This is a genomic window from Mesorhizobium sp. M8A.F.Ca.ET.165.01.1.1, from assembly GCF_004792065.1.
In the GTDB taxonomy this organism is placed as follows: domain Bacteria; phylum Pseudomonadota; class Alphaproteobacteria; order Rhizobiales; family Rhizobiaceae; genus Mesorhizobium.
The window spans coordinates 336,709-363,478 of the sequence record NZ_SRTH01000003.1 but is presented as its reverse complement, the minus strand read 5'-3'; the positions used below and the strand labels follow the sequence as shown (position 1 = coordinate 363,478).

31 protein-coding genes, 3 tRNA genes and 1 pseudogene are annotated in these 26,770 nt (G+C 61.3%); 17 read left to right on the top strand and 18 right to left on the bottom strand.

What is annotated here, in order from left to right:
- Positions 1-124 precede the first annotated feature (124 nt).
- From EN808_RS11075 to EN808_RS11065, 4 genes are all read left to right on the top strand, one after another.
- Positions 125-199, top strand: a tRNA-Glu gene (locus EN808_RS11075).
- A gap of 626 nt (positions 200-825) precedes the next feature.
- Positions 826-1,122, top strand: a complete 297-nt coding sequence (locus EN808_RS36280) for a hypothetical protein (RefSeq protein ID WP_189524091.1) — start codon at positions 826-828, stop codon at positions 1,120-1,122.
- The gene (locus EN808_RS11070; RefSeq protein WP_189524090.1) at positions 1,095-1,646 is read left to right on the top strand and encodes a sterol desaturase family protein; all 552 of its coding nucleotides are present in this window, start codon (positions 1,095-1,097) and stop codon (positions 1,644-1,646) included. Before EN808_RS36280 ends, EN808_RS11070 begins: the two co-directional genes overlap by 28 nt.
- Positions 1,647-2,171: 525 nt before the next feature.
- Positions 2,172-3,311, top strand: a complete 1,140-nt coding sequence (locus EN808_RS11065; RefSeq protein WP_135915781.1) for a hypothetical protein — start codon at positions 2,172-2,174, stop codon at positions 3,309-3,311.
- A 97-nt stretch (positions 3,312-3,408) separates the two neighbouring features.
- Here EN808_RS11065 and EN808_RS11060 read toward each other — a convergent pair.
- From EN808_RS11060 to EN808_RS11025, 8 genes are all read right to left on the bottom strand, one after another.
- Positions 3,409-3,484 (bottom strand) — tRNA-Cys (locus EN808_RS11060).
- A gap of 133 nt (positions 3,485-3,617) precedes the next feature.
- Positions 3,618-4,022 carry a TadE/TadG family type IV pilus assembly protein gene (locus EN808_RS11055; protein WP_135880522.1) on the bottom strand — a complete coding sequence of 135 codons (405 nt, stop codon included), beginning with the start codon at positions 4,020-4,022 and terminating at the stop codon, positions 3,618-3,620.
- Entirely contained in the window at positions 4,012-4,461 is a 450-nt protein-coding gene (locus EN808_RS11050) for a TadE/TadG family type IV pilus assembly protein (RefSeq protein WP_127276692.1), read from the bottom strand. Before EN808_RS11050 ends, EN808_RS11055 begins: the two co-directional genes overlap by 11 nt.
- On the bottom strand, positions 4,458-5,696 hold the full coding sequence (locus tag EN808_RS11045) for a pilus assembly protein TadG-related protein (protein ID WP_167531455.1): 1,239 nt from the start codon (positions 5,694-5,696) through the stop codon (positions 4,458-4,460). The genes EN808_RS11050 and EN808_RS11045 overlap by 4 nt, the downstream gene beginning before the upstream one ends.
- A 345-nt stretch (positions 5,697-6,041) precedes the next feature.
- Positions 6,042-6,305, bottom strand: coding sequence for a DUF6074 family protein (locus EN808_RS11040; protein WP_127872639.1), 264 nt, complete (start codon positions 6,303-6,305; stop codon positions 6,042-6,044).
- 166 nt (positions 6,306-6,471) lie between these two features.
- Positions 6,472-6,768 carry a DUF982 domain-containing protein gene (locus EN808_RS11035; protein ID WP_127276690.1) on the bottom strand — a complete coding sequence of 99 codons (297 nt, stop codon included), beginning with the start codon at positions 6,766-6,768 and terminating at the stop codon, positions 6,472-6,474.
- Between the two features lie 193 nt (positions 6,769-6,961).
- Positions 6,962-7,201 carry a hypothetical protein gene (locus EN808_RS11030; protein WP_135915780.1) on the bottom strand — a complete coding sequence of 80 codons (240 nt, stop codon included), beginning with the start codon at positions 7,199-7,201 and terminating at the stop codon, positions 6,962-6,964.
- Between the two features lie 111 nt (positions 7,202-7,312).
- Positions 7,313-7,735 carry a hypothetical protein gene (locus EN808_RS11025; protein WP_135915779.1) on the bottom strand — a complete coding sequence of 141 codons (423 nt, stop codon included), beginning with the start codon at positions 7,733-7,735 and terminating at the stop codon, positions 7,313-7,315.
- A 200-nt stretch (positions 7,736-7,935) separates the two neighbouring features.
- On the opposite strand from EN808_RS11025, the gene map reads away from it, so the two are divergent.
- Complete coding sequence (gene map / locus EN808_RS11020; protein ID WP_135915778.1) at positions 7,936-8,763, top strand: type I methionyl aminopeptidase; 828 nt, start codon at positions 7,936-7,938, stop codon at positions 8,761-8,763.
- 36 nt (positions 8,764-8,799) lie between these two features.
- Here map and EN808_RS11015 read toward each other — a convergent pair whose 3' ends face one another.
- Positions 8,800-9,183 carry a hypothetical protein gene (locus EN808_RS11015; RefSeq protein ID WP_135915777.1) on the bottom strand — a complete coding sequence of 128 codons (384 nt, stop codon included), beginning with the start codon at positions 9,181-9,183 and terminating at the stop codon, positions 8,800-8,802.
- On the opposite strand from EN808_RS11015, the gene EN808_RS11010 reads away from it, so the two are divergent.
- The 8 genes from EN808_RS11010 to EN808_RS10975 all read left to right on the top strand — a co-directional run bounded on the left by EN808_RS11010 (position 9,170) and on the right by EN808_RS10975 (position 15,520).
- Positions 9,170-9,382 carry a hypothetical protein gene (locus tag EN808_RS11010; protein ID WP_135915776.1) on the top strand — a complete coding sequence of 71 codons (213 nt, stop codon included), beginning with the start codon at positions 9,170-9,172 and terminating at the stop codon, positions 9,380-9,382. The two genes, EN808_RS11015 and EN808_RS11010, sit on opposite strands and share 14 nt — an antisense overlap.
- Positions 9,383-9,437: 55 nt before the next feature.
- The gene (radC, locus tag EN808_RS11005) at positions 9,438-10,199 is read left to right on the top strand and encodes a DNA repair protein RadC (protein WP_135915775.1); all 762 of its coding nucleotides are present in this window, start codon (positions 9,438-9,440) and stop codon (positions 10,197-10,199) included.
- 151 nt (positions 10,200-10,350) lie between these two features.
- Positions 10,351-11,229, top strand: a complete 879-nt coding sequence (locus EN808_RS11000; RefSeq protein ID WP_127276680.1) for a cytochrome c oxidase subunit II — start codon at positions 10,351-10,353, stop codon at positions 11,227-11,229.
- 20 nt (positions 11,230-11,249) lie between these two features.
- Positions 11,250-13,019, top strand: coding sequence for a cytochrome c oxidase subunit I (gene ctaD, locus EN808_RS10995; protein WP_127872644.1), 1,770 nt, complete (start codon positions 11,250-11,252; stop codon positions 13,017-13,019).
- Positions 13,016-13,720, top strand: a complete 705-nt coding sequence (locus EN808_RS10990; RefSeq protein WP_127872645.1) for a cytochrome c oxidase subunit 3 — start codon at positions 13,016-13,018, stop codon at positions 13,718-13,720. The genes ctaD and EN808_RS10990 overlap by 4 nt, the downstream gene beginning before the upstream one ends.
- Before the next feature lie 13 nt (positions 13,721-13,733).
- The gene (locus tag EN808_RS10985) at positions 13,734-14,453 is read left to right on the top strand and encodes a heme-copper oxidase subunit III family protein (RefSeq protein WP_127872646.1); all 720 of its coding nucleotides are present in this window, start codon (positions 13,734-13,736) and stop codon (positions 14,451-14,453) included.
- Between the two features lie 9 nt (positions 14,454-14,462).
- Entirely contained in the window at positions 14,463-14,864 is a 402-nt protein-coding gene (locus tag EN808_RS10980; protein ID WP_127276671.1) for a cytochrome C oxidase subunit IV family protein, read from the top strand.
- A gap of 182 nt (positions 14,865-15,046) precedes the next feature.
- Positions 15,047-15,520: an aminoacyl-tRNA deacylase gene (locus tag EN808_RS10975; protein WP_127276669.1), complete on the top strand. Its 474-nt coding sequence runs from the start codon at positions 15,047-15,049 to the stop codon at positions 15,518-15,520.
- A 55-nt stretch (positions 15,521-15,575) separates the two neighbouring features.
- Here EN808_RS10975 and EN808_RS10970 read toward each other — a convergent pair whose 3' ends face one another.
- The 5 genes from EN808_RS10970 to tig form a co-directional block, all read right to left on the bottom strand.
- The gene (locus EN808_RS10970; RefSeq protein WP_127276667.1) at positions 15,576-16,388 is read right to left on the bottom strand and encodes a DUF2189 domain-containing protein; all 813 of its coding nucleotides are present in this window, start codon (positions 16,386-16,388) and stop codon (positions 15,576-15,578) included.
- Positions 16,389-16,870: 482 nt separating this feature from the next.
- Positions 16,871-17,806 carry a heme o synthase gene (locus tag EN808_RS10965; protein ID WP_135915774.1) on the bottom strand — a complete coding sequence of 312 codons (936 nt, stop codon included), beginning with the start codon at positions 17,804-17,806 and terminating at the stop codon, positions 16,871-16,873.
- A gap of 22 nt (positions 17,807-17,828) precedes the next feature.
- Positions 17,829-18,209: a cytochrome c family protein gene (locus tag EN808_RS10960; protein WP_127276663.1), complete on the bottom strand. Its 381-nt coding sequence runs from the start codon at positions 18,207-18,209 to the stop codon at positions 17,829-17,831.
- Positions 18,210-18,494: 285 nt separating this feature from the next.
- Positions 18,495-19,019, bottom strand: a complete 525-nt coding sequence (locus EN808_RS10955; protein ID WP_167531454.1) for a hypothetical protein — start codon at positions 19,017-19,019, stop codon at positions 18,495-18,497.
- 151 nt (positions 19,020-19,170) lie between these two features.
- Entirely contained in the window at positions 19,171-20,646 is a 1,476-nt protein-coding gene (gene tig / locus EN808_RS10950) for a trigger factor (protein WP_127872647.1), read from the bottom strand.
- A 359-nt stretch (positions 20,647-21,005) separates the two neighbouring features.
- Between tig and EN808_RS10945 the strand changes: the two genes are divergently transcribed.
- Positions 21,006-21,088: transfer RNA gene (locus EN808_RS10945), tRNA-Leu, on the top strand.
- A 110-nt stretch (positions 21,089-21,198) separates the two neighbouring features.
- On the opposite strand, the gene EN808_RS10940 is transcribed toward EN808_RS10945, so the two are convergent.
- Positions 21,199-21,783, bottom strand: a complete 585-nt coding sequence (locus EN808_RS10940; RefSeq protein WP_135880526.1) for a GDYXXLXY domain-containing protein — start codon at positions 21,781-21,783, stop codon at positions 21,199-21,201.
- The gene (locus EN808_RS10935; RefSeq protein ID WP_135915773.1) at positions 21,780-22,898 is read right to left on the bottom strand and encodes a DUF2157 domain-containing protein; all 1,119 of its coding nucleotides are present in this window, start codon (positions 22,896-22,898) and stop codon (positions 21,780-21,782) included. Before EN808_RS10935 ends, EN808_RS10940 begins: the two co-directional genes overlap by 4 nt.
- 234 nt (positions 22,899-23,132) lie before the next feature.
- On the opposite strand from EN808_RS10935, the gene EN808_RS10930 reads away from it, so the two are divergent.
- From EN808_RS10930 to trmFO, 3 genes are all read left to right on the top strand, one after another.
- The gene (locus tag EN808_RS10930) at positions 23,133-23,273 is read left to right on the top strand and encodes a DUF1127 domain-containing protein (RefSeq protein WP_013531315.1); all 141 of its coding nucleotides are present in this window, start codon (positions 23,133-23,135) and stop codon (positions 23,271-23,273) included.
- A gap of 49 nt (positions 23,274-23,322) precedes the next feature.
- A complete protein-coding gene (locus EN808_RS10925) occupies positions 23,323-23,463 on the top strand; it encodes a DUF1127 domain-containing protein (protein ID WP_013895120.1) in 141 nt (46 codons plus the stop codon).
- Between the two features lie 565 nt (positions 23,464-24,028).
- Positions 24,029-25,441 (top strand): methylenetetrahydrofolate--tRNA-(uracil(54)-C(5))-methyltransferase (FADH(2)-oxidizing) TrmFO, encoded by a 1,413-nt coding sequence (gene trmFO / locus EN808_RS10920; RefSeq protein WP_135880528.1) that lies wholly within the window; start codon positions 24,029-24,031, stop codon positions 25,439-25,441.
- Positions 25,442-25,470: 29 nt separating this feature from the next.
- Here trmFO and EN808_RS10915 read toward each other — a convergent pair.
- Positions 25,471-25,781: pseudogene (locus tag EN808_RS10915) on the bottom strand (sterol desaturase family protein); the annotation flags it as partial.
- Between the two features lie 139 nt (positions 25,782-25,920).
- Positions 25,921-26,769, bottom strand: a complete 849-nt coding sequence (locus EN808_RS10910; protein ID WP_167531453.1) for a phytoene/squalene synthase family protein — start codon at positions 26,767-26,769, stop codon at positions 25,921-25,923.
- Position 26,770: the final 1 nt, after the last annotated feature.

The window sequence follows — 26,770 nt, the reverse complement described above, 5'->3', positions numbered from 1 at the left end:
ATTACCAGGCCCTGCCAACCCGGGCGAAATCGCCGATCTGGCGGGCCGGAAAAAAGTTGTCCAAGGCGGCACCTAACGGGTTGCCGGTTGCGCGCAACGTCAGTATAAGCCGCTTCGTCTGAGCGCGCCCATCGTCTAGCGGTTAGGACACCGCCCTTTCACGGCGGTAACAGGGGTTCGATTCCCCTTGGGCGTACCAGATCTTTCAAGCACTGAGCTCCGTTTTGAGACGATGCGTCGAATATCCGACGAATAACGCCAGTGAATTTGCTTGAACAGTTCGGCTGCGGACGGAGGAATACCGGCGCCGGCTTTCCATGGTGTCCAGCCCTTGGTCGGCGGTCCTTCAGTCCGTGGTCGCGCACGCAGTGCCTCCAATTCGAACGTCTGGTAATCGCGCTGATTATCCATGAAAGCCGTGCAAAGAGAGGTTGACGTTTGCGAGGGACCGTTCAGCGGACCGCCCGTTCATGCTTTGTTGGGACTATTTGCTCATCATCCCTGGCGGCAGAGGGGACCGGTGCCGATGGAACGACTATCTTTTGGACGAGTCTGCGGTGTAACGACCGTCGTGCTGATCGCCATTTGGGGCGTGCAGAAAGCCGGCGATCATATATGGCCGAGGCATCCAGCCGCCGTCGTAAACTCGGCATTGGTGCCGGAATACGAACTGAGGCGTCAAAGAGACGAGGCATGGATAAAGCGTTACGCGCTTTGGCTGACCTAGCGCCGAACAGGAATTAACCTCCTATACACCTTCCGCCTTGCACGGCGGTGATCGCGGTGCTTTGGATATCCTCTCTGTCCGTTGGGAGGGTTGGGGGCGTGGATGCGATACAGCAGATCGCCGACCTGTTCGGCCTGAAGGCGGTCGCGATCGGCCTGCTGATCTTCATTCCGCTGGAACGGCTGTTTCCGTTGCGGCGGCTGCAACGGATTTTTCGCAAGGGCTTTTTCAACGACCTGTCCTACGCGGCCTTCAACGGCTTCGTCGTCAACTTCGTCGGCGGCCTGATCTTCGTGCCGATCTTCAGCGCGCTCGCCTTGCTGGTGCCGGACGGGGTGACGACGGGGTGGCGGGCCAGCAGACCTGGATGCAGGTACTGGAAATCATCGTGCTGACCGACCTTGGCGTCTACGCCGCGCACCGCACCTTTCATGCCGTCCCGATCCTCTGGCGCTTCCATGCCATCCATCACAGCGTCGAGGAAATGGACTGCCTCGCCGCCTTCCACGTCCACCCCGTCGACCAGATCGTCACCAAGGCAACGGCGCTGCTGCCGGTGTTCCTGCTCGGCTTCAGCGGCGAGGCCATCGCGCTCTATTCGGTGATTTATATGGGGCACACGATGCTGGTCCATTCCAACACCAAGATCGGCTTCGGGCCGCTGACCTGGCTGATCGCCGGTCCGCAGTTCCATCACTGGCACCATGCCGGCGAGCGAGCCGCCTATGACCGCAACTTCGCCGGCCAACTGGCGCTCATCGACCTGGTGTTTGGCACCTATCGCGTGCCTACAGCCTCAATGCCGGCCAAGTACGGCGTCGACGATCCGATCCCCTCAAACATCTTTGGCCAGATCGGTTATCCCCTGGTGCCGCGCAAGGCGGTCACGACCGGGGATAGACCGCGGTCGGAACCGTGAAGCTTGCGCTACGGTTAGATGATTGCGCACTCCTAATTTAGACGATGCTTGCACTCCTGCCGTGACTACGCGATGCTCAGTTGGGGCAATAATGGGGGCGGGTTTTGCGTAGATACCGACATTTCGTGTACGTCGCGCACCGCGGCGGCGCATGATCACAGACCTATTTCTCACTGGCGTCGCCGCTTTTTCTATCCTGATTCCACTCTACGTCATCCTCAAATGACAACCCTGGTCTTGGCTCTTCCGCTCGTGGCGGGAACTTCGAGCGGCAAAACCGAGCTTGCGAGGCCGTTACAGCGCGTTCCTCCCGGTCACCAATGCCAGTCTATCAGACCTCGGTCTCTCTCCCGATCCTACGCGGCCAATGGCTGGCCGATGCGATTTGGCAGGGGGCGGCACCGCGTCGACAATATCGCCGGCTACGACGTCGGCTGCAGCCATGCCTTCGCGCTGACCGCTCGGCTCCTCTATCTTGTCGAGCGGACGGGCCGGTGATTAAATGGATGCGAAAGGAGCGCTCATATGACGGTTCACCTTTCGGCCGATGTACGCGCTCCCGCGGCAACGCCCCCAAAATATCTCTTTGGTCCGCTCGCGGATTTTCTGATGCTTGGCGGCAGCGCATTCCTGATATTGCCGGCGCTGTACTTCGTGCCACTGAGGTACGAAAGTCTGGTGGCGGCGACGATGCTCTTCCTGGCTTATGTGATCAACTATCCGCACTTCGCCCACTCATACCAACTCTTCTACCGCAATTTCGGACGGAAGCTGCGCGGCGACGGCTACGACAGGAACCTCCAGCTCCGCTACATCTTCGCCGGCATCGTCGTTCCCCTGCTCATGGGCGCATTTTTTGCCTACGGCTCGATCACGGCGAACGCCCGGCTGCTGGGAAACGCAACCAACGCGATGTTCTTTTTCGTCGGCTGGCACTACGTCAAGCAAGGCTACGGCATGTTGATGGTGGATGCCGTCCTGAAGCGCAGGTTCTTCACCGATCCGGACAAGAAAATCCTGCTGATCAACAGCTATGCCGTCTGGCTGTTCGCATGGCTTCAGACCAACACGGCGGTCAGCCGGGGAAAGTACCTGGGACTGGAGTATTATACGTTTGCCACCCCTGCATGGCTCAATGCGATTGGGCTGTCGGCCGCGGCCGCGTCAACGGCCGCCACTGCCGTGATGCTGATCAATCGTTGGGGCAGGAATGGCGGCAGCCTGCCATATAACGGCGTCATCGCCTACGTCGCGTCGCTCTATCTCTGGATTCTGATTGTAAGGACAAATCCGCTCTGGCTGCTCGTGGTGCCGGCGCTCCATTCCTTGCAGTACCTGGCGGTGGTCTGGCGCTACCAGAGCAATGTCGAGCGTGACGGGCGCGATGCCGAGAAAGTTCCGCCGTCCGGAATCCTGTCCATTCTTGGTCCGGCCTACAGGGTGCGGCTTCTGGAGTTCATCAGTGCTGGCCTCCTCCTCGGCGGTCTGGGTTTCTGGCTGATTCCGACCGCGCTGACGGCCCTTATCCCCTATGACCAGGAGGTGCTGGGATCGTCGCTGTTCTTCTTCATCGTGTTGATTTTCATCAACGTGCACCACTATTTCCTGGACAATGTGATGTGGCGCCGCGGCAATCCCGAGGTCTCGAAATATCTGTTCCGATAGAGCTTTTTGCGGCCACGCGGAATCGCTCGGCGTGACGCGGAAATGAACCGGGAATGGGATTTACTTCCGCCCGAGCCAGTCCATTGCTTCGGAATTTTGGAGGCCTCGCCTCGGAATCGAACCGAGGCTTCCGAGATTTGCAGTCTCTAGCGTAGCCGCTCCGCCACGAGGCCATGCGTGCTTTGGTAACGTGCAGAAGTTTAAAGATTCTTCATGTCTTGGGTAAAAATTTCGGCAACACCCCATTGCGGAAAAGAGCCTGACCACGGGGCTCGAGGCCAGCAGCTTCGTGGTCAGACTGCGTGTCTAACTGCCGACCAGCGGCACGGTCACCGTCGTCGCGTAATTGATCGGGAAGCCGTCGAAGTATGGGAAGTCTATGACGAAGGCATAGGTGGCGGTCAGATGCGCCATGCGAAAGCCGCCGCTCGCCGGATCGATGGCGATCGTGACGTTGACATCGTGCAGGCCCAGGGCCTGCAATTTCTGCGTCGCGATCGACTGGAGGGCAGCCTGGGTCAACGTGTTGTTAAGTTGCAGGGACCGTGCGGACGCCTCCAGCGTGTAGCGAACGCTGGAGGCCGAATTCATCGACCAGCCGAAGGCGAAGATTCCGAATAGCAGCATGATAAGGAACGGTGCGATCAGCGCGAATTCGAGCGCGGCTCCGCCCGATCGATCGGCCTTGAAGCCTCCCGCATTACCGAACACGGATCAGCTCCTGCTGGCCGATCGTGCTGGGGGCGGAAAAGACGCCGAAGGTGAAGGGAGGTGTCCATGTCGCCGATGCGTCGATCTGGACAAAGACCGACGGTGCCTTCGGCCCGCTGCACAAGGTCGAAGCGTCGACCACGGTCGTTCCGCATTTGTAGATCCGGCTCAGCGTGACCTGACCGTCGTCCGGCATCCTCTCCCAGTTCGCCAGTGCTGCGGCCTGCGTCGCGCTGTCGTCGGCCGAGCCCGCCAAGAGCATGTTCGCTGCCGTCTTCACGCTGGCGCGCATCGACAGCGAACTCGTGACGTATGACCAGCCGTCGGCTATGCCGAGCAATACCAGACACAGGATGGGCAAGACCATCGCGAACTCAACCGCGGCAGTGCCCGCGTCTTCGCGAATGGCTGGAATCAATCGATAGGCCCCGGGCTTCATTCGACAATCGCGACTGACGCCGCCGCCGGGAGGTCCTTCATTCCCAGACTCGAGCAGTCCTGGTTGATCGTGGAATTGCCGGACCACTGGATAGTGTCGGCCACAACCTGCGTGCAGCCATTCTTGCCTGAGAAGTTGCCCAGGTAGTTGACTTGCTGCTTGGAGAAATAGATGGCGCCTGTCAGCAAGGAATCTGCAGTACCGTTGAAGGTGCTCTGCGCCGCCATGCCTGTCCTGTCACCGTAGAACAGCATACCGGAATAGGTGCCCGACTGAGGCGCGCTGAGCGTCACGGTCGCATTCCCGTTCATGCTGACGGTGCTGCTGCCCGCCATGAAGATGGTGACGCCGCTGCCCGTGACGACTGCCCCCGCGTTGATCTTCAAATTCCCCTGAACGACATAGACGCCGGGCGAAAGCGTGACATTTCCGGAGAGGTCCATGCCACTGCAATAAGTCCCGGGCTGGATTGTTTGCGTCGTCTTATTATTTTTGAGAGTCTGGCATGGGTTGCTGGCGGCAGGCGCTGGCACGCTGGCGAACGGATCGGGTATGGGCAAGGCCTGGGTGATCGGCGCCTTGCAGATCGTGGTCACCGGATTGTTCAGCACGACGCCGCCCGCCGAGATCAGGCAGTCGGCCTGGAGAGCCGCCGATCCCTGCACCTTAATGGCGTCTTGGGCGATCGAATTCGTCATGATGACGCAGCCGGTGAGCTTCATGCTGGCGCTGCCGGAGACGAGCACCGACTGCGAGGCCGAGGGATCGAGCGCCCGGAGGCAGGCCTTGGATGCGTCAGTGATGAGCGCCACCGCCCTCGCCTGTTCTGGAACCTGACTCTGGGTGAAGATCAGGGTGAACATACGATTGAGCTTTTGGCCGACGATAACTTCAACCGCTTTCTTGGCCGTGTTCGGCCCGGATGCCGGCGGTGTATTGACGACGATCGTGCCGGCGCCAAGACCATTCGTTGCAGCAGACTGGGTCGCGGCAGCGACGATCGTCGGCGTATCCGAACCCGAGATCTGCTCCAGTGCGCCGGCATAGGCCGCGGCATCCGCCGTGGCCTGCAGTCTCAAGCTGTTATAGTACCAATAGGAGGTTTCCACGCCAAAACCCGCCGCACCGACAACGATCGGCAAGGTGAGGGCAAAGATGGTGGCGACATTCGCCGATCTGCTGCGGCGCATGCTGGCCGCCATGAGCCGGATTCGGGTGAAGCAGTTGAACACCATAATCCATTAGAAAACACGCATGTATGAATGAACGCCTAAAAACTTTGGCTCATTTTTGATGAAGGCCGCCATTCTTAATGGGTGCACGCGGCCATCTGGACGAACAGGGGGCCAACGGACGGGGCGCCGGCTGTTTACCGTTCCCTGACGAAACGACCACGCCGCGCTGCATGGGGGAGCCGGTATGGGGACAGGATCAAGCGGCCCGGCTTAGGACCTATCACCGCGAACTGGGATCAGCGCCGTCTGGCCCCAACAACATGCGACGGCACCGGCAGTGGCCGACTCGAAGGATGAGCCAAGAAAACTCGAACCAGTAGCGCGATCTTTGGGATGATATCTGCTTCAGGCGGAAAGAACTGGAGCTGGCTCAGCAACCGACCCAGCCAACAGTTCTCTTTGTACGGCAAGGAAAAACCTGCGTACTTCGTCACTGGCCGCCGTTCTGTCCCTGCCCGTCCCGACAACGAGATCGAGCAACTCCGCCGCTTTTGCCTTCCAGAACGAGGTGGCGGTCTCGCCATGCAGATTGCCGAGCCTGGCGGCAACTTCCCTGACCAAGAATAACTGACGATCGATCGGGAACGCACGGACTTTTTCTGGAGACATCTTCCGAACCATGAAACTGACGCAACGAATCAACCATTGCCGAACAAGCAATGGCTAACCGCGAAAGTGGAAACGGAAGCTTAACGGCGCCGGCCAATGCATTCCCCGCACGCGAATTGTCATACGCACTCGAAGCTGAACTGGTTTACGCCATTCGGCGCGGCTCTCAAGCCTGCAGTGCTCGCGCCTCACCGCCGCGCTTGCGTGGCGCCATCATGTCGCCCGCCATAAGTCCGGTGACGCGGCAGAACGCCATGAACGCCCGGCAGGCGTCTTCGGTCTTGACCACATCGACGGTCGCGCCAAAACAGGCATTGAAGGCTTTCTGATACACGGGCCCCTGCCGGCGTGCCGGCCAGTCCTGCAGAAAATCGAGCGCCTGCTCGACGCCGTAGATTTCCTCGACGGGCAAGCCGGGGCCTGGTGCAATGCGCACCGGCACCTCGAATTGCAATCTGTCCATCCGACATCTCCCGAACCGGCATAGTCCCATGCAACGCCGCTCGTCGTAAAAAGTTGCTCGAAGCATCTTATGCCGTGAGAATGTGTCGCTACTGCGGAAGCGGACGTTTTGCCGCGGTCAACCGCGGCCGTTTGCTACGGCAAGGACTCAGAGGCCCGTGAACTTTCGAACACGGGCGTCTTGAACCCTTCGGTCACTGGTTAGCCGGATCGGTCTCCGCGTTGAAGGCCATCCGCGCCACCGTCAGCAGAACGTAGGCTGACGGCAAGGCGAACAGGGCGCCGAGGACGAGCGCTCCGGTTCTCGACAAATAGAGCGTCTCGGCGATCGCCCAATAAACGGTTCCGATACCGATGAGCGCCTGGACGGAAAGAAATGAAGCAGCCGAGGCCGCGCGTGACAGGCTTTTGAATGTCTTGATACGCTGTTGCATTGCAATGATCCGAAAATGACGCGCCGCGCCACCAATGCGCGGCTCTCGGCCGCCGCACGGGTTGCGACGCGAATGGCTTGGAATGGAGGTGAACGTGCGGTCCCGGACCGCTCAGGCTCGCGTGGAGGGAGGCGCACGCGGCTGGTTGGTGCTGACAGGGGGCGCGCAGACCGGCCCATGGCCGGCGACAAACATCTCCGGCGACGTCGGGGCGGGGCGACGGAAGACAGCCTGCGGAACCGGGAGGGCCGGATGGCCGCCGGCGAACTTCGCAAGCACCGGCCGGGCGCCGCGAACCTCCAGCGCCTGGGCCTTGTTGGCGACACGCAGCAGCGCTGCGACCTCACCCGACCGTTCAAGGCCAACGCTGGCACCGCCTTGCGCGGCATCCCAGGAAATGGGCGTGTCCGGCCGGCCGAGACACAGCATCGCCAGCAGCACCAGGCCCATCAGACATGAGCAGGCTGCCGTCAGTGGCGATTCAAGGGACTTGATGCGCCGGACCGTCGGGAACGGATGCGACCTCCAAAACATCACCCCGCCTAACGCACGATGGCCACAATGGAAAGCGAACGCCATGCAAAACCGGGAAAAGGATCGCCTCGGCATGCGAATATCCCGGCGCTGGAGCCGCATCAGGCAGTTCTTCCTTGAACCTTGCGCCCCCAAGTGCCAAATCTGGTGACATCTTAGCGCCAGCACTCCTGCGGCGCGCCACCTTCTATACGGACAAAATGGTCACCTATCTCGACGCCGCCACGGCACCGCTCAGAAACACCGGCCAGATCCGCCTTTATGGCGAGGACGGCTTTGCCGGCATGCGCAAGGCATGCGACCTCACCGCGCGCTGCCTTGACGAACTGGTGCCGATGGTCGGCCCCGGCGTCACCACCGACACGATCGACCGTTTCGTCTTCGAGTTCGGCATGGACCACGGCGCACTGCCGGCCACGCTCAACTATCGCGGCTATACGAAATCGTCCTGCACCTCGATCAACCATGTCGTCTGTCACGGCATTCCCGACAACAAGCCGCTGAAGGATGGCGATATCGTCAACATCGACGTGACCTACATCCTCGATGGCTGGCACGGCGATTCCTCGCGCATGTATCCGGTCGGCACGATCAAGCGGGCGGCCGAACGCCTGCTCGAAGTCACCCACGAATGCCTGATGCGCGGCATCGCCGCCGTAAGGCCAGGCGCGCGCACCGGCGCCATCGGCGCCGCCATCCAGACTTACGCCGAAGCCGAGCGCTGCTCGGTGGTGCGCGATTTCTGCGGCCACGGAGTCGGCCAGCTGTTCCACGACGCCCCCAACATCCTGCACTACGGCAGTGCCAATGAAGGCGTGGAAATGCGCCCCGGCATGATCTTCACCATCGAGCCGATGATCAACCTCGGCCGGCCGCATGTGAAGGTGCTGTCGGATGGCTGGACAGCGGTGACACGCGACCGCTCGCTGTCGGCGCAATACGAGCACACTGTCGGCGTAACCGACACCGGCTGCGAGATCTTCACGCTGTCGCCCAAAAAGCTCGACCGCCCCGGCTTGCCCGCCTAGGAGGCCGTCCTCTCTATCGTCTGGTTGTTTTCGCGCCTATTTCCAGTGTTTGCGTGGCCGCCAGTCTTCGTCCTCGTCCTGGTCTCGGAACCAGCGCATTATTTCGCGGCAACTGCGCGGACGGCCATCGCTGACCCTGCCATCGGTGCATGGATCGTAGCGTTCGCGCGGGTAATAGTCGTGCCTTTCCCGATAACGCTCGCGGTGATCCAGCATGCGCAGGATCTCCCGGCAATCATGCGGCCTCCCGTCGCTGTAACGACCGTCGGTGCAGGGATCATCGTATTGGATGAGATGGATCGGAAGGTTTTGATCGCGGCGGCTAACGGCGGTTACGTCATCGATCACCTGAGCAGCCATTGCAGGACTGAAGCCCAGAAGCAGCCCGGCGGGCAGCAGGATACGAATGAACCTGGGCATCTTGGTTGTCTCCGAATGTGGCGCCATCAATGACGACACCGAGAGCTTGCGCGCGCGCCATTGCCGCAACATTGCGCGAAAGGCGGAGGCTACTCATTCCTTGCCGACTGGGGAGCAATTCCGGCTGCTCGACGGCTGTGGGCTGATTGACAGCGTTGAAAAGACAAAAGACCTCGACCGCCCCTGTCCGCCGTCCTAGTATTTCGTGGGGATCAGCGATCATTGCTCAGCTGCGGGCTGGATATGGGCGGCACATGGCGACACAAGGCGACGACGATGAGCGGAGTTTCTTCTCCGAGGTGCCGGTGCGGTCGGCGGCGAGAGCCAAGGCGGCAGCCGATGAAAAGCCGCATTATCTCGGCCATCGCGATCGTCTGCGCGAGCGCTTTGCGTCGGCCGGTCCGGATGCCTTGCCCGACTATGAGCTTCTGGAACTCCTGCTCTTCCGCCTGATCCCGCGCGCCGACACCAAACCGGTGGCCAAGGCGCTGCTCGCCCGCTTCGGCACCTTGGCCGAGGTGCTCGGCGCGCCCGTCGGCCTGTTGCAGGAGATCAAGGGCATCGGCCCGGCCGTGGCGCTCGAACTGAAGGTCGTCGCGGCGACCGCCCAGCGCATGGCGCGCGGCGAGATCCACGGCCGCGAAGTCCTGGCCTCATGGCAGCAGCTTCTCGACTATTGCCGCTCGGCCATGGCGTTCGAGGCGCGCGAGCAATTCCGCATCCTGTTCCTCGACAAGAAGAACGCGCTGATATCAGACGAAGTGCAGCAGACCGGCACGGTCGACCACACGCCCGTCTATCCCAGGGAAGTGGTCAAGCGCGCGCTCGAACTGTCCGCCACGGCCATCATCCTGGTCCACAACCACCCTTCCGGCGATCCGACGCCGTCACGCGCCGATATCGAGATGACGAAAGAGATCATCGAAGCGGCCAAGCGGCTGGGCATCTCAGTCCACGACCACATCATCATCGGGCGAAAAGGCTATTCCAGCATGAAGGGCCTGCTGCTGATCTAGACGGCGGGACTGGCGCCAGGCCAAGGGCAAGAGCCGGGATTTTTCAATCAACATAGTCGGCTCTAGAATTGCGACCCCAAAATAAGCTATAATGGGCCAGGTATTTCCCTGGACGGCTTCGCGCCTCTTGGAATGCCTGGAGGAACGGGACATGGCCGTAGCGCTTGTACTCGTTTTGATCGTCGTGGGCTCAGTGTTGTTTCACCTGCTGAGCCCATGGTGGTGGACGCCGATTGCCTCGAACTGGGCCTATATCGACAATACCATCATCATCACCTTCTGGATCACCGGCATCGTGTTCGCCGCAGTGGTTCTATTCATGGCCTATTGCGTCTTCCGTTTCCGTCATCGGGAAGGCAACCGGGCTGCCTACGAACCTGAAAACAAGCGGCTCGAATCGTGGCTGACGATCGTCACCGCGGTCGGGGTCACTGCGTTGCTGGTTCCCGGCCTGTTCGTCTGGAGCCGGTTTGTCAACGTCCCAAGCGACGCAACCGACGTCGAAGTCGTCGGCCAGCAGTGGCAGTGGAGTTTCCGTCTGCCCGGCAAGGACGGCAAGCTTGGCACATCCGACACCCGCGACGTCTCCGCCGACAATCCACTGGGCGTGATCGGCGGCGATCCCAATGGTCAGGACGATGTCGTGGTCGAAGCGGCCGATCTGCATCTGCCGGTCGGCAAGCCGGTCAAGATGCTGCTCCGCTCCATCGACGTGCTTCATGATTTCTATATCCCGGAATTCCGCGCCAAGATGGACATGATCCCGGGCTCGGTCACCTATTTCTGGTTCACTCCGACCAGGACCGGGACCTTTCAGGTCTTGTGCGCCGAACTCTGCGGCCAAGGGCATCCCTTGATGCATGGCGTGGTCGTGGTCGACACGCAGCAGGACTACGTGGCCTGGCTTGGCCAGCAGCAGACTTTCGCGCAGTTGTCGGCGCCGCAGCAAACCGGTTCGGTAGAGCAGGCGCCGGGCAAGACGACGGGTTTGAAAATTGCAGCAAAGCTCGAAACGGCCGGAGCTCGCTGAGAAGGACCGGAGGTGTTCCCATGGTCGACATCACCCCTGCGGACGGCATCCCGCCCGCCGAAGTCGCGGAAGTGGAACTCTATCATCCGCGCAGCTGGTGGACGAAATACGTTTTCTCGCAGGACGCCAAGGTCATCGCGATCCAGTATTCGGCGACAGCAACGGGCATCGGTCTGGTCGCCCTGGTGCTGTCCTGGCTGATGCGGCTGCAGCTCGGCTTCCCCGGCACGTTCGACTTCATCACTCCGGAGGCCTACTACCAGTTCATCACCATGCACGGCATGATCATGGTGATCTACCTGCTTACCGCCCTCTTCCTCGGCGGCTTTGGCAACTACCTGATCCCGTTGATGGTCGGCGCCCGCGACATGGTCTTTCCCTATGTCAACATGCTGAGCTACTGGATCTACCTGCTCGCCGTGCTGGTTCTGGTGTCGGGCTTCTTTGCGCCCGGCGGACCGACGGGGGCCGGCTGGACGCTGTACCCGCCACAAGCCATTTTGAGCGGCACACCGGGTGGCCAGGGCTGGGGCATCATCCTGATGCTCTCGTCGCTGATCCTGTTCATCATCGGCTTCACGATGGGCGGCCTGAACTATGTGGTGACGGTGCTGCAGGGCCGCACGCGCGGAATGACGATGATGCGCCTGCCGCTGACCGTCTGGGGCATCTTCACCGCGACCGTCATGGCGCTGCTTGCCTTTCCGGCGCTGTTCGTCGCCAGCGTGATGATGCTACTCGACCGCGCGCTCGGCACAAGCTTCTTCATGCCGGCGATCTCCGAGATGGGCGAGCAATTGCCGCACAATGGCGGCAGCCCGATCCTGTTCCAGCATCTGTTCTGGTTCTTCGGCCATCCCGAGGTCTACATCGTGGCGCTGCCGGCCTTCGGCATCGTATCCGACCTGATCAGCACCCATGCCCGCAAGAACATCTTCGGCTACCGGATGATGGTCTGGGCCATCGTCGGCATCGGCGCGCTGAGCTTCGTGGTCTGGGCACACCACATGTATGTCAGCGGCATGCACCCCTATTTTGGGTTCTTCTTCGCCACCACGACACTGATCATCGCCATTCCGACGGCCATCAAGGTCTACAATTGGGTGCTGACACTGTGGCGCGGTGACATCCATCTCACCATACCGATGCTGTTTGCCCTGGCCTTCATCGTCACCTTCGTCAACGGCGGGCTGACCGGGCTGTTTCTCGGCAATGTCGTCGTCGATGTCCCACTGTCCGACACCATGTTCGTCGTTGCCCACTTCCATATGGTCATGGGTGTCGCCCCGATCCTCGTGGTTTTTGGCGCGATCTACCATTGGTACCCGAAGGTCACCGGCCGGATGCTCAACGAGATGCTGGGCCGGTTCCATTTCTGGGTCACCTTCCTCGGCGCCTATCTGATCTTCTTTCCCATGCACTATCTCGGCCTGATGGGCGTGCCGCGGCGCTATGCCGAACTGACCGACATGACGATCATGACGGAGTCGGCCCACCACCTGAACTCGTTCATCAGCATCATGGCGTTCATCGTCGGCTTTGCCCAAATGGTGTTCCTGTTCAATCTGATCTGGAGCATCCGCCATGGCCGCGAGGCCGGCGGCAATCCGTGGCGGGCCACGACCCTCGAATGGCAGACGCCGCATACACCGCCGGCCCACGGCAATTTCGGCAAGGATCTGCCGATCGTCTACCGCTGGGCCTATGACTACAGCGTGCCGGGCGCCAAGGAGGACTTCATTCCGCAGAACATGCCGGGCTCCTTCGGCCCCTCGAGGGAACCGGCATGAGCGTCATCCTGGTCTTCCTGCTCGTCATTGCCGGTTTTGCCGGATGGTGGCTTTCACACCAGAGGCTGATGGGCAAGCCATGGCTCGAGCAAGGCCTGGCCAGCGATTTTGTCGCCTTCGACAGGTCGGCGCTGCCCACCGCCAAGATCGGCCTCGGCGTCTTCCTCGCCGTTGTCGGCTGCCTGTTCGCGCTCTTCACCAGCGCCTATTTCATGCGGATGACGGTGTCGGACTGGCAGCCGCTGCCGCTGCCGCGGCTGCTCTGGTTCAACACCGGCGTGCTGATCCTGAGCAGCGTAGCCCTGCAATGCGCCTCGGTGGCGGCGCGCAGGGGCCAAGTCGACATGGTCAGGCTCGGTCTTGTCACCGCCGGGCTCACGGCGCTCGCCTTCCTGATCGGACAGCTCATGGCATGGCGGCAACTGACCGACGACGGCTATCTCCTGAGCTCCAATCCGGCCAACAGCTTTTTCTACCTGATCACCGGCATGCATGGCCTGCACATATTGGGCGGGCTTGTGGGCCTCGGCAGAACCACCGCCGGCGCCTGGAATGGAGCGCGGCCGGAGCGGCTTCGCCTCAGCGTCGAACTGTGCGCCATGTACTGGCATTTCCTGCTCTTCGTCTGGCTCGCCATCTTCGCGCTGCTGGCCGGCTGGGCCGCGACATTCGTCGACATTTGCCAACGATTGCTGACCTGAGAGGATCAAGCGGATGGCAGAGACACTGACACATATCGGCCAGACGGAACCACGGCCCACGGGCTGGCAAGGCATTGCCGCCGACTGGTCCTCAGATCAGCGTGCGTTCAAGAACGTGTCCTGGGGCAAGGCCATGATGTGGATCTTCCTGCTCAGCGACACCTTCATCTTCGGCTGCTTCCTGCTCTCCTACATGACCGCGCGCATTTCGACGCGTGTGCCGTGGCCCAATCCGAGTGAGGTTTTTGCGCTTCGCATCGGTGGCTCCGATATCCCGCTGATCCTTATTGCCATCATGACCTTCGTGCTGATCTCAAGCAGCGGAACGATGGCCATGGCGGTCAATTTCGGCTATCGCCGCGACCGCCGCAAGACGGCGATCCTCATGCTTGTAACCGCGGCACTCGGCGCGACCTTCGTCGGCATGCAAGCCTTCGAATGGACCAAGCTTATCACCGAAGGGGTGCGGCCCTGGGGCAATCCCTGGGGCGCCGCGCAATTCGGCTCATGCTTCTTCATGATCACCGGTTTCCACGGCACCCATGTGACGATCGGGGTGATCTTCCTGATCATCGTGGCCCGCAAGGTCTGGCGTGGAGACTACGACACCGGCCGGCGCGGATTCTTCACCAGCCGCACGGGCCGCTACGAGAATGTCGAGATCATGGGGCTGTACTGGCACTTCGTCGATCTGGTCTGGGTGTTCATCTTCGCATTCTTCTATCTTTGGTGAGAGGCAGATATGGCTGAAGCAACCGCAAACGGCCTGGGGCAACACGCACTTCACACTGGCCATGCACATGAAGCGCCGGCGGCCATCGTACATGCCGACTTGCATCAGGAACATCCGATCAAGCTCTATCTGGTGGTCTGGGCATGGCTGTTCATCCTCAGCACCTGCTCCTACCTGGTCGATTATTTCGGCCTTCACGGCTATCTCAGATGGTCGCTGATCCTGATCTTCATGATCCTCAAGGCAGGGCTGATCGTCGCTGTCTTCATGCACATGGCCTGGGAACGGCTGGCGCTGGCCTATGCGATCATTCTGCCGCCGATACTGGTGCTGGTGTTCGTGACCATGATGGTCTTTGAGGCCGACTACACGCTTTTCACCCGGCTGTCGTTTTTCGGAGCCGGCCCCTGACGCGCACACCGGATTTGCCCTTGGCATTTCCGGGCAGAACCCACGGATCTCGCATGCGTGCAGCCCTCTTGCCGGCGCCTTGAAACTATCGGCCGCTGGTCCAGTTTTCCTAAAAATGGACCCGGGTTTGCCGTGCTGATCTTCGGTTCGGAAAAGAACATGCTCAAACAAGGGAGGCCAGGATGACGATCGCAAACAAATTGAAGGACTTCATCGACGGCAAGGGAATTTCCTACGACACCGTCGCTCACCATCGCACGTCGACAAGCCGGCAGGCGGCACTAGCCGCGCATGTGCCCGGCAGCATCATGGCGAAATCCGTGGTCGTTCACCACGAGCTTGGCTATACGCTGGCCGTGGTTCCGAGCACCCACAGGATCGAACTTGGCAGGTTGCAAGACGTCATGGACAAGCGTCTTGGCCTTGCTTCCGAAGACGAGGTGATTTTGCTCTTCGATGATTGCGACACTGGCGCCATCCCGCCGATCGGCGCCGCCTACGATGTGCCAGTGATCGTCGATGAAAGCCTTGGCGACGCCGCCGACGTCTACTTCGAAGGCGGCGACCATCGAACGCTGGTGCATGTCAGCGGCAAGGATTTCCGCAATCTGACCATGGGCGCATACCAGGGCCGCTTCAGTCACCCGGCCTCCTGACGGCTTCGATCAGCCCTGCACCGGCACCTCGCCGATGCAGGGAGGCGCAACGTCCTCAACTCGCCGACCCGGCTGGCGGCTCCACGACCTTGCGGTAGACATGCCAGGTGGCGTGACCGAGGATCGGCAACACGACGGCCAGCCCGACGAACACCGGCAGCGACCCGATGATCAGGGCGACGGCGACAATCAGTCCCCAGACAGCCATGGTGATCGGGTTCGCCAGCACCGCACGCACCGAGGTGTGAATGGCTTCGTAGGCGCCGACGTCGCGATCGAGCAGCAATGGGAAGGCGACAACCGTTGTGCACAAAACCACCACTGCGAAGACGAAGCCTATGGCATGCCCCAGGACAATCAGCGACCAACCGCGTCCGGTGGCGAATATCTCATTGATGAAGCTGGATATCGATTCCGGCGGAGCCGGACCGAAGAGATATTCGTAGAAGAGTTTCGCCGTCAAAAGCCAGGTGATGAAGATTGCCAGAAGCATGATCCCGACCGCCGCGATGGCGGGGAGCGCCGGAGAATTTCTGACTTCGAATGCGTGCCGCCAGGAAGTGTCGAGCCCGGCTTCCCGTCTGCGGCTAATTTCATAGAGGCCTATCGCCGCGAACGGGCCAACCAGCGCGAAACCCGAGACCAGTGGAAACAACAACGGCAAAGCATTGGCGCCGGAAGTCCAGGCGGCGAGCACGACTCCCACCAGCGGATAGATCAGGCAGAGAAAAACGATGTGCGATGGTTTGACCATGAAATCGTCGACGCCCCGCTTGAGCGCGTCGAAAAGGTCGGAAACACCGATTTTTCGAATTCCGATATGTTCCAGCGTCTCGCTGGAACCTGCAATCACGTGAAAGCTTGCCATGACCGTTCCTCCAGACCTGGTCCGGTAAAGTCGCGGTTTCGTGGTGCTGCCGTTCTGTGTGACTGGCCACGCAAAACCGCGACCTGCACCGCAAACAACATACTCTCTTGCCGGAGACTTGTCGCGCTTTGTCAGAGGGAGACCCGCCGGTCTGGCTAGCTCCGGCGGGGTTTTTTCGATATTCTGGTACAGCGCCGCGTGCCCTTTTTAGACACGCGAAGGGCGCCGTACCACGTTGATTGACGCATGGTTCCTGCTGAAGATCGATTTTCGATTTTCAGGACCATGCGCCGGGTCAAGGGTGAAGGTCATGGACGGAAGGACGCTTCTCATACTCGGCCTTGGCATAGTCGCTTTGCTGATCCTGGGATTTTGGGCAATACCATCTTGATCTCGGAGCCGATCCTGGTCTGCTCGCAGGGTCTTCAACGCAACAATTGCGGACTGGCGGTGTCGAGCCGGCGGGTGTGGCAACAACGGCGTCAACCTCCGGCTGACATGAACGCCCGTGTTGCGACGGTGTCGGCAAGCAGTGTGGCAAAGATCGCGAAAAGATAGAAAATCGAGAAGGCAAACAACGCTTTCGCAGGCTTCGTCTCCTTGTCTGCAACGACCCGAACCTTCCAGGCGTGCCAGATAAAACCCGCGCCCAATGCAGCCGACGCAATCCCATAAAACGCGCTCGCGAATCCGAGCATCCAGGGCAGCACGCCGATCGGCGCCAACAACAGTGAATAGGCGAATATCTGTTTTCTGGTCGAGGCCTGGCCGGCCACGTTCGGCATCATCGGAATGCCGGCAGCCGCGTAGTCGCCGACCTTGAACAGCGCCAGTGCCCAGAAATGCGGCGGCGTCCACAGGAAGATGATCAGAAACAGGATCAAGCTCTCAATGCCGATGGCGCCAGTCGCGGCCGCCCAGCCAATGACCGGAGGAAGGGCACCCGCCGCACCGCCGATGACGATGTTCTGCGGCGTCGAGCGCTTCAGCCACATCGTATAGATGACGATGTAGAAGAAGATGGTGAAGGCCAGCAGCAGCGCGGCAAGCCACCCCACCAGCACGCCGAGCGTCATGACCGAAAGCGCCGAAAGCACCAGGCCGAAGCCGAGAGCTTCGCCTGGCGTGACGCGGCCCGACGGAACGGGCCGCTTTGATGTGCGAGACATCAGCGCGTCGATGTCGGCGTCGTACCACATGTTGAGGGCCCCGGCCGCCCCTGCCCCGACTGCAATCGCACCGATTGCAATCACGGCAATGACCGGATTCATCGCGCCGGGCGCCACCATCAGGCCGACGAAAGCGGTGAATACGGCCAGCGCCATCACTCGCGGCTTCAAGAGCGCGAAGAAGTCGCCCGCTGTCGCTTCCGAGAGGCGGATGCCGGTATCCTTGAGGCGGCCTTCCTGGGTCGACATTTCAGCCGGTGAAAGAACAGGGTTACGGAGAGAATTGTTTCAGATAGGCAATGACGTTGGCCACGTCCGCATCGGTCTTGAGGCCGGGAAACGTCATCTTGGTCCCCTTGACCATGGCCTTGGGGTCATGAAGGTAGGTCGTCAATGTCGGTTCGTCCCATTTGACGCCGGATTTGCCAGCGGCGATCATGGCATCGGAATATTTGAAATCCGGATGCGTACCGGCGGTGCGGCCGATGACGCCATGCAGCGATGGACCGATCTTGTTCTTGTCCTCGTCCGCGATGTGGCAAACCTTGCATTTGGTGAAGACCTTCTCACCAGCCGCAGCGTCCTGAGCTTGCGATGGATTGGCGATGAAGGTTGCAAGAGAGGCGACGGCGAAAAACGCGATCAAGCGCATGGCATTTCCTCCTGATCGTCAAATGTCCCTGAGACGATCTGCGCGCATGTCGGTACCATGCGCCTTGCACGGGAGAACAGATTATCCGCTTCTCCCCATATGGAATTGCGGCATCTATATACCACAGAATCTGGCTGGCAGGTAGAAGAGGTCGACCGTACGAAGGTTTGATGCATGTCGCCCAAAATTGATTACGGTTTCGGGAACAACGACATGCATGGAAGCAAAGGCCAAAAGCGCGTCAAACCGTTGCGACGCGACGCGCTTTAGGCGGTCTGCGGTGGCTCAGGGCACTTCCGTCTGACAAGTCGCGGCAATCTGGCTGACCGCCTCACCGAAGCCGGCCAGGTCGAAATCGGCCTGACCGCGCCCGGACAGCAGCCCGAAACGCCACGACAGCAGCAGGCGATTTGCCGGAACGAGGCGCTTTATGCCGTCGGCGCCATCGCGCATCAGCATCCTGGCGCGTGTGCCGACCGACCAGCTCTCGTCGAATTTGCTGTCCCTGTCGATCGTGACCGACATGGTGATTTTCCGGCTGGCGGAGACCGCGTCGTTCAACTGCAGCCATTCGGTCCAGGCGGGCTCGCCGTCCGCCCGGCAGGCAATTGTCAGCACCGGGCTGTAGCTCAGCGCGCCGCCCCCGGTGATCAACTTGTTAGTGGCATAGAGAGAGGCGGTGACGAGGCCGTCATTGCCGGTATCGAAACGCCAATTGTCCGTGCCGGCCCCGGCAGCGCCGCAGGCCAAGGCCAGGAAAAACACGGTGGCGGCGGCGCGCCTCAGTTCCACGAACACCCGCAACGACATTGCCAACTACCTCTGGTCTTCCAACCAACCAGATAATGATCAAGGCTTCGCACCGCCACCGGTGCCCACCAGGAACGAATCCGATGTTGCAATTTCGCAACGAAAAAGGCCGCCCGGAGGCGGCCTTTCGGAATTCGTTGGAATGTCCGGTCTATTCGGCGTCCTTGGCCGCCTTTTTCTTCGGTGCGGCCTTCTTCTTCGGCTCTTCCGCGTCGTCGGCTTTCTTGTCGTCAGCCTTCTTCGCGGCGGCCTTCTTGGCCGGCTTCGCCTTGGTCGCGGTTTCGGCCTCCTCGTCGTCGGCCATCAGCTCTTCCTTGCTGACCTTGACGTCGGTGACCGAGATCTGCTCGAGCAGGTGGTCGACAACCTTCTCCTCGAACATCGGCGCCCTGAGCGCGTTGAGCGCCTCGGGGTTGCTGCGATAGAACTCGAAAGCTTCCTGCTGCTGGTTGGCCGGGAAGCGACGAACCTGCTCGAACAGGCCGCGCTGCAGTTCCTCATCCGACACGGTGACGCCGGCCTTCTCGCCGATCTCGGCCAGCACCAGGCCAAGGCGCACGCGGCGCTCGGCCAGACGCATGTACTCGGCGCGCGCCTCTTCCTCGGTCGTCTCTTCGTCGGCGAAGGTGCGGCCTGCGGCCTCCAGGTCGCGGTTGACCTGTGCCCAGATGTTGTTGAACTCCGCCTCGACGAGCTTCGACGGTGCTTCGAACGAATAGGCCGCATCGAGCTGGTCGAGTAGCTGGCGCTTGACCTTCTGGCGCGTCATCGAGCCGAACTGGTTCTCGATCTGGCCGCGCACGATGTCACGCAGGCGCTCAAGCGACTCCAGGCCAAGGTTCTTGGCGGTCTCGTCATTGATTTCCAGTTCGCCCGGCTTCGACACTTCCTTGACGGTGACGTCGAAGGTCGCCTCCTTGCCGGCCAGATGCGCCGCCTGGTAGTTTTCCGGGAAGGTTACGGTGACCTGCTTCTCGTCGCCGGCCTTGGTGCCGATCAGCTGTTCCTCGAAGCCCGGAATGAACTCCTTGGAGCCCAGCACCAGCGGCTGGTCGTTGCCGGCGCCGCCGGCGAAAGCCTCGCCGTCGATCTTGCCGACATAGTCGATGCTGACCCGGTCGCCCTCGGCGGCCTTGCCGGCCTTCGGCTCGTAGCTGCGTGCCGATTCGGCGACGCGCTTGACCTGGTCGTCGATTTCCGAATCGGGAACGTCGAACACCTGCCGCGTCACCTTGATGTCGGAGAAATCCTTGATCTCTATCGCCGGAATGACCTCATAGTTGAGGCGGAATTCGAAGTCGGCGCCGCCGGCCAGGATCTTCTCGGCTTCCTTCTCGTCCTCGGTCATGATCACCTCGGGCTGCATGGCGGCTTTTTCGCCGCGCCCGGTGATGATGGAACGGGTCGAGTCGTTGAGGATCTCGTTGACCACTTCGGCCATGAACGACTTGCCATAGACCTTGCGCAGGTGCTGCACCGGCACCTTGCCCGGACGGAAGCCGTTGATGCGGACCTTGTCGCGGGCATCCGACAGCCGGGCCATCAGCTTGGCTTCCATATCACCGGCCGGCACGGTGATCTTGATCTCGCGCTTGAGACCGGAATTGAGTGTTTCGGTGACCTGCATCGTAAAACCTTTGTTTTCACCAATGAGACTGCCAAACGGCTCCCTGCCGTTCACAGCCTGCCGGTAATTCTTGCCGGGAATGGCTTTTGGTACGGAACCTGGCGATTTGACCGGAAATGCGGCTCAAACTCTCCCAAACTGCGTTCCAAAATGTGAATAAGTTCTTGTTTTTCCTACTTCTTATCACATTCTGCAGAAGCGGATCGTCGCGTCCCGTCACATTTGACACGCCTTTTGTCACAGGCGAGCCTAATTTTCAACAGTCTTCGCGTTTAGGCGAATAACCACATTTTGACCCAGACCCGACATATTATCTCCGACATTGACAGAATGATGGCTACATGGGATTGCCGGGCCACGCGGGTATGGCGGAACTGGTAGACGCACCAGATTTAGGTTCTGGCGAGAGATCGTGGGGGTTCGAGTCCCTCTACCCGCACCACCCTTCGCTCTTCGAACTTTGGGTGGCAGGCCACACGAAGCTCGTTAGACGAAGGAGTGTCCTCCGAAGCCTTGGCGAACGAGGACCGGCGTTATCGTGCCTCCCACGACCTAGTAAAGCGACTCCTCGAACAGCGTCTTGTCGCCATCCACCAGCGCCTTGATCTGCGCCGTGCCATCGGCGGCGAGCGCCAGCTTGATCCCGAATGGCCGCACCCGCATGTCGGTCTGGATCGCCAGTCCCTCGCCTTCGGGCAGATAGAAGCGTTCGATGCCGTAATCCGGCGCGATTGTCATGCCTTCGCCACGCAGGTCCCAACCGGCGGCGACATGGCCCGAAATGTCGGCCTCCTCTGCGGCGGCCGGCGTCGGCGCCTTGCCGAACCAGGCGATGGTCGGTGTCCAGTAGCCATCGGCGCCCTTTTTCAGCCGGACCACGATCGAGGTATCGTCGCTGGAGAATTTGTCGGCCGGAATGTTGGCGATCATCTTCACCGGTATGCGCGAGATGTCGTAGCCGAGGATGATATAGTCGCCGCGCAGCAGATCGCGTGGGTCGACGGGCTCGATCTTCAGCAGCACTTCCTTGCCATTGCGCAGGATCGCCGCCCGTCCAGCGATGATCCAGCTCAGGAATCCGATCTGGACGAGCGCCAGCACCAGCGCCGAGATGACAAGCCTCTTTCCGGTCATCATGCCGTGGCTCCCCCGCTGACTGGACCCTTCATGCGTTTTTCGACGCGGATGATGACGATCGCAAGCACGCCGAGCAGTACCGCGGCAGCAAGGAAGAAGCCGGCCGTATCGAGCATCGACTGCAAGGTCACGACGTAGATGATGGCGAGTTCGAAGGCGAAACCGAGATAGGCAAGCCAGCGCAGGCCCCGGCTCTCGCGCCCTGCGAGCACGATAGCCGCGACGATGCCGGCCAGCGCGACGACCGAAGCGATGGCGAAGCCGCTGTTGTAGGTACTTTCGTCGGCCAGTTCGAACTGGATGATGGCCAGGCCGGTGAGGAAGCCGAGCAATGCGTGCAGCGGCAAGCGGCCGCCGAGCTGGACGATCTTGTCGACAGGGTCCGGCGCAAAGACCGAACCCGCGAAAAGCAGCGCCGAAACGATGACCAGCGGGATCGCTACCGGCAGCGTCGCATGGTCCGTCGCCAGCAATATGAGATAGAAGAGCAGCGACACGATGATCAGGTGCCGCGCCGGCTGGCTGCGGGTCCAGAACGAGATGGCAAACAGCACGATCGCCATGACGACGAAGGCATGCGGAAAGCCGCTGCGGCTGTAATAATCGAACCCTTTCAGGAACAGCCAGGCGTCGGCGATGCCAACTGCTGCCACGGTCAGCGGGTTTGAGCGCAGCGCCACCGCCGCCAACGCCGTGCCGGCGCCCCAGGTGACCAGCGCCGAAGCCTCGTCGCCGGACAAATGGTACATCTGGCCGATCAGCGCGATCGAGCCGCCGAACGCGGCCGCCGCCACGATCCACAGCGCTTCGCCGATTGCCGCGTGGTCGCGCGTCTTCAGCACCCCGCCGCCGACATAGCCGCCGAGGATAATGGCAAAGAGCGCCGCCACCCGCGCCAGGCGCGGAATCGCATCCCAGTTGGCGGCGACGAAGATCAGGATGGCCGCTCCAAAGAGAAGAGCCGCCATCATTGCGAGGATCGAGCCGAAGCTGAGCGACTGGCGTGCGTTGGCCTCGACGTCGCGCCTCAGCACGTCAGCCGTCGAGGCGTCGATCAGTCCGGCCTGCCGCCACCGCTCTATGTCGGCCCTGATCCGTGTCGAGTACCCCGCCATGTCCTCTCTCCCCACCCGGTCGTCATTTTAACCGACGCACCCAAACCGTTGACGTCACGGCACTTTCTGAATCTGGCTTCTTTGTGTCAGGTCCGTGAAGGCGCGTTAATGTTGCATTGCACAATTTGCATTGCAGCCATGCAGCCATAGCGCTTTTAAATCGATATGGGTCCCCCTACTTATGGTTCGTACACAAACGGAATGATCCGCAAGAAAGACGAAACGAGAACTACCATGAACTTGATCCGCAACTACCGCAACTGGCGCCGCTACCGGGACACCGTTTCCGAGCTGAGCCGCCTGAGCAACCGTGAACTGACCGACCTCGGCATCAGCCGCAGCGACATTCCTTACGTCGCTCGCAAGGCGGTCTAATTCTTCGGACCGCGAATGGTCCGAACCAGTTTTGAAAAAGAGAACGACAATGAACCTGATCCGCAACTATCGTAACTGGCGCGTTTATCGCGAGACGGTTACCGAGCTGGGTCGCCTTTCGAACCGCCAGCTGCATGATCTCGGTATCGTCCGCGACGAAATCAAGATCGTCGCCCGCAGGGCGATCTAACAGAATTTCGCTGGGGTCGACCTCCTCCCCGACCTCAAGCGAATACGGTCAGCCCTTACCTCCTCCCAAGGGTTGACCACCAAAACGGCGCCCGCCGCACCTCCTCCCGCGGCGGGCGTTGTTTCCCAGGGGCAAAACGAATTTGCCCAAGAGGCTTCGCCCTCTTTAAAAATGCGAAAAGAATTTCGTCAAAGCCGACCTCCTCCCCGGCGATGACGAATAGGCCCAACCTTCACCTCCTCCCGAGGGTTGGCCACCCAAACGGCGCCCGCCGCACCTCCTCCCGCGGCGGGCGTTGTTTCCCCGGGGCAAACGAATTTTGCCCCAGAGGTTTCGCCCTCTTTAAAAATGCGAAAGGAATTTCGTCTGAGCCGACCTCCTCCCCGGCGATGACGAATACGGTCGATCTTCACCTCCTCCCGAGGGTCGACCCCAAAAACGACACCCGCCGGACCTCCTCCCCCGGCGGGTGTTGTTGTTTTCAGAAGAGGCTTTCCCGACCAGCGTTTGCGTTACCGCCGCGCGACAATTGCAATCGCGGCTGCAAGCGATTATTCCGGCGGCCATGAGCAAAAATCCAATCCACATCATCGGCGGCGGCCTCGCCGGTTCCGAAGCGGCATGGCAGGTGGCGCAAGCCGGCGTGCCCGTCATCCTGCATGAAATGCGCCCGGTTCGCGGCACCGACGCCCACAAGACAGACGGCCTGGCCGAACTGGTCTGTTCCAATTCCTTCCGCTCCGACGATGCCGAAAACAACGCGGTCGGCCTTCTGCACGCCGAAATGCGGCTGGCGGGCTCCTTGATCATGAGTGCCGGCGACGCCAACCAGGTGCCGGCCGGGGGCGCGCTGGCCGTCGACCGCGACGGTTTCTCCGAGGCGGTGACCAAAAAGCTCGAGGCGCATCCGCTGATCACGATACAGCGTGAGGAAGTGCCAGGGCTGCCGCCGGCGGAGTGGGACCAGGCGATCATCGCCACCGGGCCGCTGACCGCACCGTCGCTTGCCCAATCAATCGCCGAGGCGACCGGCGCCGATGCGCTGGCCTTCTTCGACGCCATCGCGCCGATCATCCATTTCGACACGATCGATATGGATACCTGCTGGTTCCAGTCGCGCTACGACAAGGTCGGGCCTGGCGGCACCGGCAAGGACTACATCAACTGTCCGATGGACAAGGACCAATATCTCGCCTTCGTACAGGCGCTGATCGACGGCCAGAAAACCGAATTCAAGCAGTGGGAAGGCACCCCCTATTTCGACGGCTGCCTGCCGATCGAGATCATGGCCGAGCGCGGCGTCGAAACGCTGCGCTACGGACCGATGAAGCCGATGGGCTTGACCAACGCGCACAATCCGACCGTGAAGGCCTATGCCGTGGTGCAGTTGCGCCAGGACAATGCGCTGGGCACGCTCTACAACATGGTCGGCTTCCAGACCAAGCTGAAGCACGCCGAGCAGGTGCGTATTTTCCGCACTATTCCGGGCCTGGAAAACGCCGACTTCGCCCGCCTCGGCGGCCTGCACCGCAACACCTACATCAACTCGCCGACCTTGCTCGACGCCTCGCTGCAGCTGAAGTCGCGGCCCGGCCTGCGTTTTGCCGGCCAGATCACCGGCTGCGAAGGCTATGTCGAAAGTGCGGCCATCGGCCTGCTCGCCGGGCGCTTTGCCGCAGCCGAGCGGCTTGGCCACGCACCGTCCCTGCCGCCGCTCACCACGGCCTTCGGCGCGCTGCTCAACCACATCACCGGCGGCCATATCGTTTCCGACGACGAACCGGGCAAACGCTCCTTCCAGCCGATGAACGTCAATTTCGGCCTGTTCCCGCCCGTCGAAGCGCCGAAGACCGAAGGCAAGCGCATGCGCGGCAAGGACAAAACCGTGGCCAAACGGCATGCGATCACGTCGCGAGCGCGGAGTGACTGTCGACAGTGGCTGGGTTTGCCGGCGGAGACGGCTCAGGCGGCGGAGTAGCGGACAGCGCGATCAGTCCTCAGGCGATATTATTCCGCGGCCTCGAGGCCTGCCGCCGGCAGTCCCGGCTTGCCCGCCTCCCCCGGATTCCTCCGAACATAAGCCGCCTTCCGGCTCTCCGAAGTGTCGCGCGACCGTCATGGCTCCATCCTGGCGGCTTGATGAGGTAGTTCAGGCGCTCTCGAAGCGTCAGCCCAGGCGCGAACGCAACCCGGAACATGCCGATCCATTCATGAAACGCCACCTTCAGCGGGTTGAAGGTGCCCAGGTTCTTGACGATCCCGTAGCGCGGCCGGTCTTCTTCCAGCTCCTCGACGAAGGTGCTGAACATGCGGTCCCACGGCGGCAACCGACAGCGCAATGCCGAGCACGACGATCGCAACCAGCACGGACAAGCTCATCGATTTCCTCCCGGCCGGCCTGTCGTCTTCGGCGACAGTTCTCGGCAGGCGGACTCCTTAACACGATTGACGTTTACGTCAAAGTGCCGGCCAGCCCTTGCCTGCACGACGCAGCAGCAACCAATGCCGGCGCAACGCCGACAGCCGTGCCACGCCGCCGAGCGGTGAGTGGCGCGAGCCTTCCATCTTGGCGAGATAGGCGCGTGACAGCGCCAGCGGCAGGAATGCCGAACGCAACGACCCCGGCAGCGCCGCAGCGCCTTGCTCGAAGGCCGACAGGTGTTCGCGCGCCAGCGCGATCATCGCCGCCACCGCGCGCCGGGCACCAGGCCCGCCGTCGCCGGCAACAAATTCTTCCGGCGACGAGCCCGCCGCCGCCAGGATGTCGGCCGGGATAAAACACTGTCCACGCCTGCGGTGCAGCGGCAACAGAAGCAAAAGCCCCGTAATCGCCTGCGCACAACCCGCCCTGCCCGCCAGTTCGGCAAACCCTGGCGCCTCGGCGGGATCAAGCACCATCGCCGCGAGCTGGATGAGGGCGGCCGCCGTCTCGCCGCAATAGCCCTCCAGATCGGTGCGAGATGGCATCGGGTCGTCGTAGAGATCGAAGATGCGCGCCTCGAGCATGTTCTCGAAGGCCAGTTTTGGCAGTTTGAACGCTGTAATGGTGAGGTTCAAGGCGTCGGCAACGGGATGGCCCGCGCCCGCCTCACCGCCGGCGGCAATGACATCGCGCCACCATTGCAGCCGCACCTCGCCGGGTAACGGCTCATGGATGCGATCACGGATGCCGGCGATCTCGGCATTGAAGGCGTAGAGCGAAAACAGCGCGTCGCGCTTGTCGGCAGGCGCGTAGAGCGCGGTGAGATACCTGTCATGGTCGGCGGCGCGCACCGCGTCCATGACGATTTTGGCGTTCTGCAACATA